Annotated in this window: 13 protein-coding genes; 9 read left to right on the top strand and 4 right to left on the bottom strand. The window is 66.5% G+C overall.

Translation table 11 applies throughout. The features are described from left to right. Nucleotides 1-85: 85 nt before the first annotated feature. Entirely contained in the window at nt 86-1,087 is a 1,002-nt protein-coding gene (rarD, locus tag C8D78_RS06690; protein ID WP_244208280.1) for an EamA family transporter RarD, read from the bottom strand. A 130-nt stretch (nt 1,088-1,217) separates the two neighbouring features. On the opposite strand from rarD, the gene C8D78_RS06685 reads away from it, so the two are divergent. The 9 genes from C8D78_RS06685 (at nt 1,218) to C8D78_RS06645 (ending at nt 12,044) form a co-directional block, all read left to right on the top strand. Continuing rightward, complete coding sequence (locus C8D78_RS06685; protein WP_120951329.1) at nt 1,218-2,666, top strand: FAD-dependent oxidoreductase; 1,449 nt, start codon at nt 1,218-1,220, stop codon at nt 2,664-2,666. 192 nt (nt 2,667-2,858) lie between these two features. Further along, nucleotides 2,859-4,313, top strand: coding sequence for an amidase (locus tag C8D78_RS06680; RefSeq protein ID WP_208641891.1), 1,455 nt, complete (start codon nt 2,859-2,861; stop codon nt 4,311-4,313). A 168-nt stretch (nt 4,314-4,481) separates the two neighbouring features. Next, entirely contained in the window at nt 4,482-4,769 is a 288-nt protein-coding gene (locus tag C8D78_RS06675; protein WP_120951327.1) for a hypothetical protein, read from the top strand. 111 nt (nt 4,770-4,880) lie between these two features. Then, a complete protein-coding gene (locus C8D78_RS06670) occupies nt 4,881-6,293 on the top strand; it encodes a GAF domain-containing protein (RefSeq protein WP_120951325.1) in 1,413 nt (470 codons plus the stop codon). 144 nt (nt 6,294-6,437) lie between these two features. Continuing rightward, nucleotides 6,438-7,961, top strand: a complete 1,524-nt coding sequence (gene exaC, locus C8D78_RS06665) for an acetaldehyde dehydrogenase ExaC (protein ID WP_120951323.1) — start codon at nt 6,438-6,440, stop codon at nt 7,959-7,961. A 151-nt stretch (nt 7,962-8,112) separates the two neighbouring features. Next, nucleotides 8,113-9,135 (top strand): alcohol dehydrogenase AdhP, encoded by a 1,023-nt coding sequence (gene adhP / locus C8D78_RS06660; RefSeq protein WP_208641890.1) that lies wholly within the window; start codon nt 8,113-8,115, stop codon nt 9,133-9,135. Then, nucleotides 9,135-9,545, top strand: coding sequence for a DUF779 domain-containing protein (locus tag C8D78_RS06655; protein ID WP_120951319.1), 411 nt, complete (start codon nt 9,135-9,137; stop codon nt 9,543-9,545). The genes adhP and C8D78_RS06655 overlap by 1 nt, the downstream gene beginning before the upstream one ends. 163 nt (nt 9,546-9,708) lie before the next feature. Next, nucleotides 9,709-11,310, top strand: coding sequence for an amino acid permease (locus tag C8D78_RS06650; RefSeq protein WP_120951317.1), 1,602 nt, complete (start codon nt 9,709-9,711; stop codon nt 11,308-11,310). A 128-nt stretch (nt 11,311-11,438) separates the two neighbouring features. Further along, nucleotides 11,439-12,044: a TetR/AcrR family transcriptional regulator gene (locus C8D78_RS06645; protein WP_120951315.1), complete on the top strand. Its 606-nt coding sequence runs from the start codon at nt 11,439-11,441 to the stop codon at nt 12,042-12,044. 100 nt (nt 12,045-12,144) lie between these two features. On the opposite strand, the gene C8D78_RS06640 is transcribed toward C8D78_RS06645, so the two are convergent. The 3 genes from C8D78_RS06640 to C8D78_RS06630 form a co-directional block, all read right to left on the bottom strand. After that, on the bottom strand, nt 12,145-12,780 hold the full coding sequence (locus tag C8D78_RS06640) for a DUF2461 domain-containing protein (RefSeq protein ID WP_120951313.1): 636 nt from the start codon (nt 12,778-12,780) through the stop codon (nt 12,145-12,147). 241 nt (nt 12,781-13,021) lie between these two features. Further along, on the bottom strand, nt 13,022-14,503 hold the full coding sequence (locus tag C8D78_RS06635; protein WP_120951812.1) for a catalase: 1,482 nt from the start codon (nt 14,501-14,503) through the stop codon (nt 13,022-13,024). A gap of 40 nt (nt 14,504-14,543) precedes the next feature. Beyond that, nucleotides 14,544-15,011 carry a Fur family transcriptional regulator gene (locus tag C8D78_RS06630; protein WP_120951311.1) on the bottom strand — a complete coding sequence of 156 codons (468 nt, stop codon included), beginning with the start codon at nt 15,009-15,011 and terminating at the stop codon, nt 14,544-14,546. Between the last annotated feature and the right edge of the window lie 11 nt (nt 15,012-15,022).

The following is a 15,022-nucleotide window of genomic DNA, read 5'->3' as shown; positions in this document are numbered from 1 at the left end:
TAATTCCGCCCCAACTGTCCGTTCATGATGACACTAACGCACGGCGGCCTTGGTGCGCAGGTGGGGGCGGATTGGCCAGGTGCAGCTACGCGGCGGCGCGGGCCCGTTTCCGGGTGAGGGAGGACTTCCGGGCCGTGAGCAGCATGTCCACGGTCAGCACCAGCAGCGCCAGCCAGACCACGCCGAAACCCATCCAGCGGTCCAGGGTCATCGTTTCCTTGAACACCACGAGGGCAACGATGAACTGCAGGACGGGTGCGAAGTATTGCAGCAGTCCAATGGTGGTCATCGGCAGCCGTCGGGCAGAGGCGCCGAAGAACAGCAGCGGCACGGCGGTGATGACGCCCGACGCCACGAGCAGCCAGAAATGTCCGGCACCATTCGTGGCCAGGCTGGCGGCACCGGTGAGGGCGAGGACGATCATCGTGGCCGCCGCCAGCGGCGCCAGCACGATTGTTTCCACGGTGAGGCTCGTGATCGCGTCCGCCCGGGGGCCGACGCGCTTCTTCACGAAGCCGTAGAGGCCGAAGCTCAGCGCCAGCGTCAATGCGATCCAAGGCAGTTTGCCGTAGGAGACCGTGAGGACCCCGACGGCAATGAAGCCGATGCCGACGGCGGCCCACTGCAGCGGCCGCAACTTTTCTTTGAGGACAAAGACCCCCAAAAGCACGGAGACCAGAGGGTTGATGAAGTAGCCCAGCGACGCCTCAACGGCCTGCCCGGTGGTCACCCCGTAGGTGTACGTCAGCCAGTTCACTGCGATCAATGCCGCGGCGATGGACAGCGGGAGGATCACTGTGCGGTTCCGGAACGCGGCGGCCAGCACCCGCCAGGACCGTGTGATGGTGATGAGCAGGACGCAGAACAGGAGCGACCAGACCACCCGGTTGGCGACGATTTCGACCGCGCCGGCCGGATGCAGAACGTAGAAGTACAGGGGTAGCAGCCCCCAGAGCCCGTAGGCCCCGATCCCGAACAGGATCCCCGCCGTCGTGTCCTTATCTACCGGCGCCGGGCCCGCTGAAGGTGCCGGGGCGCGCGATACGGCCGGCGGGGCTGGGGAGATGGATCCGTCAGGTTTAGGCACAAGACCAATAACACCACCTGCGCGGCGCCTATTCCTACCAGCCGGACCACATGCGGGCCGGCGACATTTAGAATAGGGGCCTGTGCGCTGTATCTACTGGCGCTGTCCCTAAGACTCAGAAGGGCTCCCGGTGTCCAACTCGGCCGAATCCACATCCACTCGTCCCCTGCGTGTCGCGATTGTCGGTGCCGGCCCGGCCGGCGTATACGCCGCGGACATCCTGACGAAGTCCAATGAGGTCAAAGGCGGCGACGTCGAGGTCAGCATCGATCTCTTTGAGGCATACCCGGCCCCGTATGGCCTGATTCGGTACGGAGTGGCTCCGGACCATCCGCGGATCAAGGGGATCGTCAACGCTCTGCACAAGGTCCTGGACCGCGGGGACATCCGGTTCCTTGGCAATGTCACCTATGGCCGGGACCTGACGCTGCATGACTTCCGTGCCTTCTACGACGCCGTCATCTTCTCCACCGGGGCCATCAAGGACGCGGATCTGGACATTCCCGGAATCGGCCTCGAGGGCTCCTTCGGCGGGGCGGACTTCGTGTCCTGGTACGACGGCCACCCGGATGTGCCGCGGGACTGGCCGCTGGAGGCCAAGGAGATCGCGGTGATCGGCAACGGCAATGTGGCCCTCGACGTGGCCCGGATGCTGGTCAAGCACGCCGATGAACTCCTGGTCACCGAAATCCCGGACAATGTCTACCGGGCGCTGAAGGACTCTCCCGTCACGGACGTCCATGTCTTCGGCCGCCGCGGCCCGGCCCAGGTGAAGTTCACGCCGCTGGAACTGCGCGAACTCAGCCACGCCAAGGACGTGGACATTGTCCTGTATCCGGAAGACTTCGAGTTTGACGAGGCCTCGGACGAGGCCATCCGCAGCAACAACCAGATCCGGACCATGGTCAACACCCTGACCAACTGGCTCGTCGAGGAACACGCCGAGGCGGAGGAACCGTCCTCGCGCCGCCTGCACCTGCACTTCCTGCACAGCCCGGTCGAGATCCATGACGACGCCGCCAACCCCGGCAAGGTCGCCGGCATCAAATTCGAGCGCATGCAGCTGGACGGCACCGGAAACGTCAAGGGAACCGGGGAGTTCCTGGACTACCCGGTCCAGGCCGTCTACCGGGCGATCGGCTACCACGGTTCGCCGCTGGACGAGCTGGAATACGACGCCCGGCGGGGCGTTGTCCCCAATGAAGGCGGCCGCGTCCTCGACGCCGACGGGAACCCCGTCCCTGGCATCTACGCCACGGGCTGGATCAAGCGCGGGCCTGTCGGGCTGATCGGCCACACCAAGGGCGATGCGCTGGAAACCATCGGCTTCCTGCTGGAGGACCGGTTGACCCTGCCGCCGGCGCAGAACCCGGACCCGCAGGCCATCATCGATCTGCTTCAGGAACGGGGTATCCAGTACACCACGTGGGAAGGGTGGATCAAGCTCGATGCCCACGAGCTCGCCCTTGGAGCCGAGTGGTCCGCGGCGGAGTCCGCCAACGGGATCGAGCGCGAGCGCATCAAGGTTGTGCCACGCGAAGACATGATCGAGATTTCCCGCGGCTCGTCCGTGCCGTAGGTACCGGCGGGCACTGTCCCGGCGCGGCGCCCGGACGTAGAATTTTCACGCACAAGGACTGCCGGGGCGGACGCCGTACCGCAATGATCTGCCCCTCACGGTTCCGGTGCTGTCATCCCCCGTCTGTGTGAATACCGTCTGTGAATACCGTCTTGTGACTCCCGTCCTGTGAACCGCGTCGGGGAGGTAGCCGTGGATGAACAACTCCGCTGGATGGATGCCACGGAGCAGGCCGACCTGGTCCGCTCCGGACAGGTCAGCGCCGCCGAACTTCTCGCCGAGGCGCGGGACCGCATCAGGACACTGAACCCCGCCTTGAATGCCGTGGTCATGGAGCTGGCCGGCAGCGCGGAAGCAGGCTCGCCGCACCCCGCCGCCGGGGAGGACGCCACGACCGTCGAAGGCCCGTTTCCCGGGGTGCCGTTCCTCGTCAAGGACCTCGCGCTGGAGATCGCGGGGACACCGTTCTCCGAAGGCTCGCGCTGGCTTGCCGGGAACATCTCACGCCACGACCAGGAGCTGACGCGGCGCTTCCGGCGGGCCGGGCTGGCCATCATCGGCAAGACCAACACGTGTGAGTTCGGCCTGAGCCCGCACTGCGAACCAGTGCTGCACGGGGCCACGCGCAATCCCTGGGACCTGTCACTGTCCACGTCCGGGTCGAGCGGAGGGTCGGCGGCCGCGGTGGCAGCCGGGATCGTCCCGATGGCCCACGGCAACGACCTCGGCGGGTCGCTGCGCTATCCGGCGGCGTGGTGCGGGGTGTTCGGCCTCAAACCGACCCGGGGCCGGGTGCCGCTGGGCCCGGAATACGGTGACGTCGTCGGCGGCCTCGCGGCCGAATTTGCGCTGACCCGCACAGTCCGCGACGCCGCGGCGCTGCTGGACGCCGTCGCCGGCCCGGCTCCCGGGGACCCGTACTGGGCTCCGCCGCGGCCTCGCCCCTATGTGGCCGAAACCTCGACGCCGCCGGGACGGCTCAGGATCGCCGCCACGGCCACCCCCAACGGCGGTCAGCAGGTCCATCCTGACTACCTGCGGACCTTTGGCGCCACCGTGGACCTGCTGGGCAAACTGGGCCACCACGTCGAAGAGGCTCGTCCAGACCCCCTGGACCGGGCCGGGCACCGGGCCATCCGGGCGGTGTACGCTGCCGCGGCCGCCTGGATCGAGGGGTACTGGACCCGGCGGCTGGGCCGGGGACCGGAACCGGGTGAGCTGGAGCCCTATACCGAGGTCCTGTTCGGACGCGGCAGGAAGATCAGCGCCGGAGACTACCTGCAGGGCATGGAGGAGTTGCAGCGGTTTAGCCGCAGGGTTGCCGGCTTTTTCCAGACATACGATCTCTGGCTGACGCCGACGGTCGGCTGGCCGCCGCTGCCACTGGGCACGCTGACGGGAACGCCGGAGGACCCCCTCCGCGGCGAACGGGAGGCCGGGCGCTTCCTCATGTTCGACGGCGAGTACGCCAACATCACGGGCGGCCCGGCCATGTCCGTTCCGCTGGGGGCCGATTCCGCCGGACTTCCGGTGGGGATGTCCTTCCTCGCCGGATTCGGCGACGAAGCGGTTCTGTTCCGGCTGGCGGCCCAGCTGGAACAGGCCAGGCCCTGGGCCGACAGGAGGCTCGATGCCGCCGTGCCGTGACAGCTGTGTGCGGGGCCGGGTTGTGGCCGTGCCGTGGCGGTTGTATGCGGTGCCGTTGTACGGGGCGGCGTTGCTGATGCGGGGCCACTGCCGAAGAGGTGACGCAGGTGTGCCGTGGGCCCGTTCGAAAAGCGTCAAACACCGCAATCCATCTGAAGGAGACAGACGATGTATCTGGGAATGTACAGCTTCCGCGGTGACCCGGCAGAGCTTCTCGCCGGCCACGACCGCCTGCTGGCCCTCCTGCCCGCAGGCCAGTTGGAACTGCACCTGTGCGTGCAGACGGAGGACGGCATCGCCGTCCTGGACACCTGCCCGAACCGGGAGGTCTTTGACCGGTTCAGCGGCGGGCGGGAGTTCCAGGAGCTGGTTGCCGCTGCCGGCCTGCCCCGTCCCGAAATCGCGCGCCTGGGCGAGATCAAAACCTACGTGCTGCCGCCGGGCGTCACTGCCTGAGCCCGCCGAGCCCGCGCGGGCCGGTGCATTTCCAAAGTCACCGGGCGCAACTAGACTGGGCCGGACGAGGCCGCCTCCGGTGCGCCGTCGAGCCCGTCCGGTGGGAGTTCAATGAGGAATCTGGTCCATCCGGCAGCACTGTTGCCGCCAGCAGGCGGGGTCAACGCAGCGCTGCGCCAGCAGCATGCCAGCGCCGGGCACGAGGAACTGGATTCGCGGGGGTTTGTCTTTCCCGAGAACCTGCAGTTGCCTGGACTGAGCAGCTTGATCCGGGAGTCGTGGCGGCGGTCGGCGGAACTTCACGCCAACCCGGACAACCCCGAAGCACCCCTTGCCATGGACCGCGACGAGCTCGAAGAGTACCGGCGCCAGCATCCGCTGGCCGCCATCATGCCCGTGATCCACAAGCTCCTGGTCCTGCCGAGTCACGACAGCGGAATGCTGGTGGCCGTGGGCGACGAGGTGGGCAGGCTGCTCTGGGTGGAGGGCGACGCCGCCCTGCAGCGCCGGGCCGAAGGCATGATGTTCGTCCCGGGCGCCGACTGGTCCGAGGCGACAGTGGGCACCAGCGCCCCGGGCACCGCGCTGGCCCTTGGCCGGGGCATCCAGATCTCCGGTGCGGAACACTACAAGCGTTCGGTGCATCCGTGGAGCTGCACGGCCGTGCCCTTCCACGATCCGGATTCCGGCGCCCTGCTCGGAGTCGTGGACATCACCGGCACCGAGTCGGCGGTGGCCCCGCACACGCTCTCGCTCGTTGAGGCGACGGTTGCCGCGGCCCAGGCGCATCTGCGGGTGGAGCGGCTGCAACTGGCCGCAGCCCGCCAGACCTCGCCGTCCCGGCGGCGGAGCTCGGCCGCACCCGGAACGGCCGCACCTGGAACCGCCGCAACAGGAAAGGCCGGGGCGCCGGCCGCCAACAGCCTGTACCGCAACAGCCTCCAGCTGCTCGGCCGCGACCAGGCCCTGCTCAGCATCGACGGCCGCACCGTGGCTCTGTCCGCCCGGCACAGCGAGATCCTGGCCCTCCTCAGCACCCGCCCCGAAGGGCTGAATGCCGAGGAGCTTTGTACCCTCCTGTACCCCGGGGAGGCTTCCACCATGACCCTCCGCGCGGAGATGGTCCGCCTGCGCAAGGTCCTTCAGCAGCTCAATCCCGGCGCGGTTCCGGAGTCCCGCCCGTACCGCCTGCCGCTGGACCTGGTTCCGGACTCCGGACAGGTGCTGAAATGCCTGCAGCGCGGCGCGCACCGGATAGCACTGGAAATCTACCGTGGCGGCGTTCTGCCGCGCTCGGAGGCGCCCGGCATCGTCGAGCTGCGGGCCAGGGTCTCCGAGCTGATGCGCGAGGCCCTGCTGACCGACGGCAGCGCCGAATCGCTGCTGAAGTACGCCGAACTGCCCGAGGCAAAGGACGACGTCGAGGTCCGGACCGCCGCGCTGAAGCTGCTGGCGCCCCGCTCGCCCAAGCGCGCCGCCGTCGTCGCCGATCTGGAACGGCTGGACCGGGAACTGCGCGCCTGAGCCGCTGCATTCCGCAGGGATGCCCGCGAGGTGACCCGGCTCACACGGTTGCAACCTGACTGCAACCTTTGCGTCCCTAGGCTGAGGACAACGGGGGCCGGAAGCGCCTTGCACCCCCCATCTTGCACAGCAAAGGAGCTAGCAATGACTGTTTACGCCCAGCCCGGCACCGAGGGCTCGAAGGTCACCTTCAAGGACCGCTACGAAAACTGGATCGGCGGCGAGTGGGTTGCCCCGGTCAAGGGCCAGTACTTCGAGAACATCACCCCGGTGACCGGCAAGGCCTTCTGCGAGGTGGCCCGCGGCACCGCCGAGGACATTGAGCTGGCGCTCGACGCCGCGCACAAGATTGCACCGTCCTGGGGCAAGACCTCCGTGGCCGAGCGCGCCGCGATCCTGAACAAGATTGCCGACCGGATCGACGCGAACACCGAGATGCTCGCGGTCGCCGAGTCCTGGGACAACGGCAAGCCGATCCGCGAAACCCTCAACGCCGACATTCCGCTCGCCGCCGACCACTTCCGCTACTTTGCCTCCGCCGTCCGTGCGCAGGAGGGCCGGCTGTCCCAGCTCGACGACGACACCACCGCGTACCACTACCACGAGCCGCTCGGCGTCGTCGGCCAGATCATTCCCTGGAACTTCCCGATCCTCATGGCCGTCTGGAAGCTCGCCCCGGCGCTCGCCGCCGGCAACGCCGTGGTGCTCAAGCCGGCAGAGCAGACGCCGTCCTCGATCCTGGTGCTGATGGAACTGATCAGCGATCTCCTGCCCGCCGGTGTCATCAACGTGGTCAACGGCTTCGGCGTCGAGGCCGGCAAGCCGCTGGCCTCCAGCCCGCGGATCCGCAAGATCGCCTTCACCGGCGAAACCACCACGGGCCGCCTGATCAGCCAGTACGCCTCCCAGAACCTGATTCCGGTCACCCTGGAGCTCGGCGGCAAGAGCCCCAACATCTTCTTCAACGACGTCGCCGACACCAACGACGCGTTCTACGACAAGGCGCTTGAAGGCTTCACGCTCTTCGCTTTCAACCAGGGAGAGGTCTGCACCTGCCCGTCCCGCGCCCTCGTCCAGGAAGGGATCTACGACTCCTTCATGGCGGACGCGCTGGCCCGCACGCAGAAAATCATCCAGGGCAACCCGCTGGACACCGAGACGCAGCTCGGCGCCCAGGCCTCCAATGACCAGCTCGAGAAGATCCTGTCCTACATCGACATCGGAAAGCAGGAAGGTGCCAAAGCCCTCACCGGCGGTGCCCGGGCCGAAATGTCAGGCGACCTGGCCGGCGGCTACTACGTGCAGCCCACGATTTTCGAGGGCCACAACAAGATGCGGATCTTCCAGGAGGAGATCTTCGGGCCCGTGGTGTCCGTGACGCGCTTCAGCGACTACAACGACGCCATGGGGATCGCCAACGACACCCTCTACGGCCTCGGCGCCGGCGTCTGGTCCCGCAACGGCAACGTCGCCTACCGTGCAGGCCGCGAAATCCAGGCCGGCCGCGTCTGGGTCAACAACTACCACGCCTACCCGGCCGGTGCCGCGTTCGGCGGGTACAAGTCCTCCGGCATCGGCCGCGAGAACCACTCGATGATGCTGGACCACTACCAGCAGACCAAGAACCTTCTGGTCAGCTACAACGAGAACAAGCTCGGCTTCTTCTAAGCCGCATTGACCCGGGCGGGGCGGATCGGCAGTGATCCGCCCCGCCCGCACCACGACCGGCCAGCACCCAGGCATGCAGCACCTCCCGCCACCCCACGGAGCACACCGACCCCTACTACCTACGCCCAAAAACAACGCAAGGATCGCGCCAATGACGACGAGAATGCAAGCAGCTGTTGTAACCGAATTCGGCAAGGATCTCCAGATCCAGGACCTCCCCATTCCCGCCCCAGGCCGGGGTGAGGCGCTGGTCAAGGTCATCACCACAGGCGTCTGCCACACCGACCTCCACGCCGCGGAAGGTGACTGGCCGGTCAAGCCGTCGCCGCCGTTCATCCCCGGGCACGAAGGAGTGGGCGAGGTGGTGGCCCTCGGTGAAGGCGTCACAGACCTGGCGGTCGGAGACCTGGTGGGCAATGCCTGGCTCTGGTCCGCGTGCGGGGACTGCCAGTTTTGCCGGACCGGCTGGGAAACCCTCTGTGAGGCCCAGAAGAACGCCGGCTACAGCGTGGACGGTTCCTTCGGCGAGTACATGCTCGTGGACAGCCGCTTCGCCGCCCGCATCCCGGCCGGCTCAGATCCTGTGGAGGTCGCGCCGGTTCTCTGTGCCGGCGTCACCGTCTACAAGGGCCTCAAAATGACAGAGGCCAAACCGGGCCAGTGGGTCACCATCTCCGGAATCGGCGGACTCGGCCATATCGCCGTCCAGTACGCCGTCGCCATGGGGCTGCGGGTCGCGGCGGTGGACATTGCCGACGACAAGCTCGCCCTGGCCAGGAAGCACGGCGCGGAGCTGACGGTCAATGCCCTCAACGAGGATCCCGCCGAAGTCATCCAGCGCGAAACCGGAGGATGCCATGGAGTCTTGGTCACGGCGGTGCACCCGTCAGCGTTCGGACAGGCCATCGGGATGGCCCGGCGCGGCGGAACGATCGTATTCAACGGGCTGCCGCCGGGCGACTTTCCGGCACCGATTTTCGAGATTGTGCTCAAGGGGCTGACCGTCCGGGGCTCGATTGTTGGCACCCGGCAAGACCTGGCGGAGGCCCTGGACTTCTACGCCCAGGGCAAGATCCACCCCACGGTTTCCACCCGGGAACTCTCCGAGGTCAACGCCGTTCTTGACGAGATGAAGCACGCCAAGATCGACGGCCGAGTAGTGCTGACGTTCTGATGCCACACACCAGGCTCGACGCCGCCGTGACCCGCCCCGGGGAGGACTTCTCCCGCGTGGCGCTCACCCCGGAGGCTGTGGAATTGCTTCGCAAGCTGTGGGTGCAGCACGGACCGCTGATGTTCCATCAGTCCGGCGGCTGCTGTGACGGGTCCTCGCCGATGTGCTATCCGGCAGGAGAGTTCATCACGGGCGACTCGGACGTGTTGCTCGGCCTGTTCGACATCTCGGACGGAATCCAGCCGCAGACGCTCGAATTCTGGATGTCGCGGGAGCAGTTCAACTACTGGAGCCACACGCACCTGACCGTCGACGTCGTCCCCGGGCGGGGGAGCGGATTCTCCGTGGAGGCGCCGGAAGGCAAGCGGTTCCTGATCCGCTCGACCCTGATGGAAAACTGGCCCGTCTAGGCGGTCCGTAACGGGTAGGCCACGCGCAGGCGGGCCGTGCAGGGGAACCTGCCCGGCCCGCTTTTTCGTCTCACTATGTGGGACAAAAATGGCCGTCCAGTGGATGGACACTACACTAGACAGGTCTGTTTCCATACCAGTTATCGAGATTGCGTACTTTCCTATGAACCTTTTCCGGACCAAATCAATCGAGCAGTCCATGTCCGACGCCGATGAACCCGGACGCAAGTTGAAGCGCTCCCTCAGCACGTGGGACCTCATGATCATGGGGGTCGCGGTGGCCGTGGGCGCCGGGATCTTCTCGGTCGGAGCCAAGGCGGCGGCGAATTTTGCCGGCCCCGCCGTGACCGTCTCCTTTGCGATCGCTGCCGTCACATGCGCGCTCGCCATCATGTGCTACGCGGAATTTGCCACGGCCATCCCGGTTGCAGGCTCCGCCTACGTCTTCACGTACGCGACCATGGGGGAGGTCCTGGCGTGGATTATTGGCTGGAACCTGATCCTTGAACTCTTCACGGCAGGCGCCGTGATCGCGAAGTACTGGGGCATCTACCTCAGCAAGGTCTTCGCGCTCATGGGTTTGGACATTCCGCCGTCGATCTCCCTGGGCGGCGTCGAACTCTACTGGGGCGCCTTCCTGATTGTCGCCGTCTTCACCGTGCTGCTGGTCCTCGGGACCAAGCTGTCCGCCCGCGTCGGCAACATCTTCACGCTCATCAAGATTGCCGTGGTCCTCTTCGTGATCGTGGTGGGCTTCACCTACGTGAAGTTCGAGAACTACGCCCCGTTCGTCCCCGCCTCCCAGCCCACCGGGGGCACCGGAACCGCTGACGTCCTCAAGCAGTCGTTCTTCGGCTTCCTGACCGGCGCCGCCCCGGCCCAGTACGGAACCCTCGGGATATTCGCCGGCGCAGCACTGGTCTTCTTCGCCTTCATCGGCTTCGACGTCGTCGCCACATCGGCCGAAGAGGTCAAGAACCCGCAGAAGACGCTGCCCCGCGGCATCTTCGGCGGCCTGGCGATCGTCACGGTACTGTACATCCTGGTGTCCCTGGCACTGACCGGCATGGTGTCCTACACGAAGCTGGCCGAGGCCAAGAACCCGACGCTCACCACGGCTTTCGAGGCCGTCGGCAACACCGACGCCGCCAAGATCATCGCCTTCGGCTCCCTCGTGGGCCTCACCACGGTCATCATGGTGCTCCTCATGGGCCTGTCGCGCGTCGTCCTGGCCATGAGCCGCGACGGCCTGCTGCCGCGCTCCCTGTCCAAGACCAGCACCATCCGTGCGACGCCGGTCCGCCTCCAGATCATCTGCGGCGCCGCCGTGGCCCTCGTCGCCGGCCTGACCAACGTGGACCTGCTGGAGGAAATGATCAACATCGGGACCCTGTCCGCCTTCGTGATGGTGAGCCTGGGGATCCTGGTGCTGCGCAAGAAGCGCCCCGATCTGAAGCCGGCCTTCCGCGTCCCGTTCGGCAAGGTGCTCCCGGTCGTCTCGGCAGTGCTCTGCCTGTACCTCATGACCAACCTCGCCGTGGAAACCTGGATCTTCTTCGCCATCTGGCTCGTGATCGGTCTCGCGATCTACTTCGCCTACGGCCAGCGCCATTCCCGGCTGAACGAAAAGTTCGCGGCGGCCCGTGCATCCGTGAACGGCTCCGGTAAGGAGAACGCGGTCGACGGCGTCGAGCCGGGCGCGGCTGTCGCGTCGTCCGTTGCCCCGGCATCGGCCGAGGACGAGGACGCGCTTACCCGCTCCTGAGCCGGGAACGGGCGGTCCGAGGAATCTGAAGTCGCCGGAAACGTGCGAGCTCGCTGGAAAGTCCCGGCGAAATCGCACGCTTCCGGCGACTTCGCCGTTTCGGAGGCTGCGCTCCCTAAGATGGACACATGGCACGCCCAGCAAGACCGGAACGCAAATCAGAGTTGTTGTCGGCGATTCTCGACTACCTCATGGACAAGACACTGGCCGAGCTGACGTTCCGCAGCCTCGCCGACGGGCTGGGCGTCAGCAGCTACGTTCTGGTCTACCATTTCGGGCACCGCGAACAGCTGATCAACGAGATCATCCGGGGCATCGAATCGCGGCTGGACAGCGTCCGAGCCACTGACGTCAGGGACATCGACCGGGACGCATGGCGTGCCTTCCTCCTGGAGTCGTGGCAGTGGACCATGGCGCAGCGCAACCGGCATCTGGCCCGGCTGGAATTTGAGGCGACGGCACAGGACGTGGTCGCGGCGGTCCCGCGCGGCACTGCCCAAGAGCACTTCCGGATGCTGCACGAGAAAGCCCGGGACTGGCTCATCATCCAGGGCATCCGGCCGGAGTTTGCCGACACCGACGCGCGCCTGTTTACCGCAGCGTTCTACGGGCTACAGTTCGATTTCGTCGTCAACAACCAGCCCGAGGAAGCCACCAAGGCCTTCGAACTGATGATGCTCGTCTTTTTCAACAACCTCGACAGGCGGCTCGCCACCGACGGCCAGCACATCTGAGCCGGTCACCTGAGCCTGTTTGTCCGAGCTTGTTTGTCTGAGCTGGTCATCTGGGCGGGTCATCTGGGCGGGTCATCTGAGCGGTTCATCCGGCCTGATGTCAGGGCGCCGCGTAACGGCCGACCCACTCCACGAGGGGTCGCAGCTGTTCCCAGCGCTGCGCCACTTCTTCCACCGCTTCGGGGCCGGCAAGCCAGCCAGGCTGGCCCACATTGACGCCGGCCGTGAGGGATTTGTGCTTGAGCAGCTCCGCCCTGGGATGGTCTTTGTCGAAGCCCCGCGGCACGGTCTTCAGGCTTTCGCCCTCCACCGCGAATCCTTCCGCCGCGACTTTGCGCACGATCACCCGCAACGCCTCGCCGCTGTCCGGATCATCCACGGCGCCGCGAAAGCGGGCGAGCTGGGCCGGTGTGTGCGTATGGCAGCCGCCGCCGATGAGCAGGCCGTCGGCGCTGAGCTGCACGTAGAAACCCACCCCTTCGGCCAGCGCAGCGAAGGCCCCCTGGGCGGTCTTGTAAGGGGACTTGTCCGGGGAAAACCTGACATCCCGGTTCGGCCGAAAGAGCTTCGCCGGGCCAAAGCGTGGCTCCAGCTCGGCCAGCAAATGGGTGAGCGGCCCCTTCACCGCGGCGTCGTAGACCGGCTTGTGCTCCAGCCACCAGTCCCGGTTGTTGTTCTGTTCAAGATCGGAGTAGAACCGGAAGGCGTCGTCCGGAATGCCTGCGAATGCGGTCATTCCTAAATCCTATGGACCAGCAGTGCGTGGTGGCGAGCGGCACCTGCCCGCATGTGGATAACCGCAAAACGCCCCGCCACGGAAATCCGTGGCGGGGCGTTTTACCAGTCGGCTGGACGGCCGGTCACAGCCGGTCTAAGCCGGCTCTGCACAGCCGGTCTGCGCAGCCGGGCCGCACAGCAGGCCTAAGCGAAGGCCCGAGCGGCCGGCCCCCAAGGACAGGCCGCTCGGCAACAGGCGATCAGAGCTTGTTGGCGGCTTCGGCGTCGGACTCCACCTGGCCGGCGCCAAGGTTGGCGCGCAGCTTGGCGCCGAACCCGGCGTCGACGTTGGTCCAGTACGCGATGGCGCGTTCCTTGATGTCGGCGTTCTTGACGCCGCTGACGGCGCCGGTGACGGTCTCCAGCAGGCGGGCCTTCTCGCCGTCGTTGTAGACCTCGCGGTACAGCGTGCCGGCCTGGCCGAAGTCGCTGTCCTCGGCGTGCAGGGAGTGCGCGGAGAGCGTGAGCTCGCCGTCGTTCTCCCAGCCGCCACCCGCAACCGCGGGCTCCACGGCGGCGGGGCCGCCGACGGAGTTCGGTGCGTAGACGGGAACGGACGGGGCGTTGAAGTGGTAGCGGCCCTGTCCGTCCTGGCTGTAGTTGTTGACCTGGTTCTGGGGGGCGTTCACCGGGAGCTGGGCGTGGTTGGTGCCGACGCGGTAGCGGTGGGCGTCCGCGTAGGAGAAGATGCGGGCCTGCAGCATCTTGTCCGGGGACGCGGCGATGCCCGGCACGAAGTTCGACGGCGCAAAGGTGGCCTGCTCGATCTGCGCGAAGTAGTTCTCCGGGTTGCGGTTCAGCTCCATGGTGCCGACCTTGACCAGCGGGTAGTCGCTGTGCGGCCACACCTTCGTGAGGTCAAAGGGGTTGAGCCGGTACGTCTTGGCGTCCTCGTACGGCATGACCTGGACGTGCAGGTCCCAGGACGGGAAGTTGCCGGCGGCAATGTTTTCCTGGAGATCGCGGATGTAGAAGTCACCGTCGGCGCCGGCCAGGACCTCGGCCTCGTCGCCGGTCATGGACTTGACGCCCTGGTTGGACTTGAAGTGGTACTTGACCCAGAAGCGCTCGCCCTCGGCGTTGATCCACTGGTAGGTGTGCGAGCCGTAGCCCTGCATTTCACGCCACGAGGCCGGCAGGCCGCGGTCGCCCATGAGCCAGGTGACCTGGTGGGCGGATTCCGGGGAGAGGGTCCAGAAGTCCCACTGCATGTCCGCGTCGCGCAGGTGGGTGCCCGGCAGGCGCTTCTGGGAGTGGATGAAGTCCGGGAACTTGATGCCGTCGCGGATGAAGAACACCGGGGTGTTGTTGCCGACGAGGTCGTAGTTGCCCTCGGTGGTGTAGAACTTCACCGCGAAGCCGCGGGGATCGCGCCAGGTGTCGGGGGAGCCCGCTTCGCCGGCCACGGAGGAGAAACGGATGAGCATGTCCGTCTCGGTGCCGGGCTGGAACAGCGCAGCCTTGGTGTACTTCGAGACGTCCTCGGTGGTCTTGAACGTACCGAATGCCCCGCCGCCCTTGGCGTGGACAACGCGCTCCGGGACACGCTCGCGGTTGAACTGCGCGAGCTTCTCGATCAGGTAGTGATCGGTCAGGATGATCGCGCCGTCGGCACCGACGGACTTGGAGTGGGCGTCGGAAGTGACGGGAGCGCCGGACTGTGTCGTGGACACGGCGGGCACAGAGATGTTCTCAGTCATCGTTCTCCTTTGGTTGGGGTTGTTAGTTTCGTTCGGAAGGAAGTTGTTGGGTGCGCTGGCAGTCCTGGCAGATGCCCTGGTAGAGCACATCGGCAATCTGAATGGTCATCGGCTTCGCGTTCGCGTCCCAGTGCGGGGTCAGGCACGGCGCATGGCCGACGGCGCACTCGACGTCCTCCACCCGCCCGCAACTGATGCAGACCGCGTGGTGGTGGTTGTCTCCCACCCTGGTCTCATACAGCGCGGGGGAGTGCGGGGGTTCGAAACGGCGCAGCATGTGCAGATCGGTCAGATCACCTAGGACCACATAGACCGACTGGGCCGTCAGTTCCGGCAGGTCTTGCCGGGCGGCGGCGAGGATCGCTTCGGCCGGCGAATGCGGGTGATGTTCGACGGCGGCCAGCACGGCCAGGCGCTGTTTGGTCACACGGCGGCCGTGGGCACGCAGGGCGGCAGCCCATGCATCGTGGGTGCCCAAGGAGTCCGTCATGGACTCATTCA

It is taken from the genome of Arthrobacter oryzae, assembly GCF_003634095.1.
Taxonomy (GTDB): domain Bacteria; phylum Actinomycetota; class Actinomycetes; order Actinomycetales; family Micrococcaceae; genus Arthrobacter; species Arthrobacter oryzae.
Note: the sequence above shows the minus strand (reverse complement) of the source record. Positions and strands in the feature narration are given on the sequence as shown.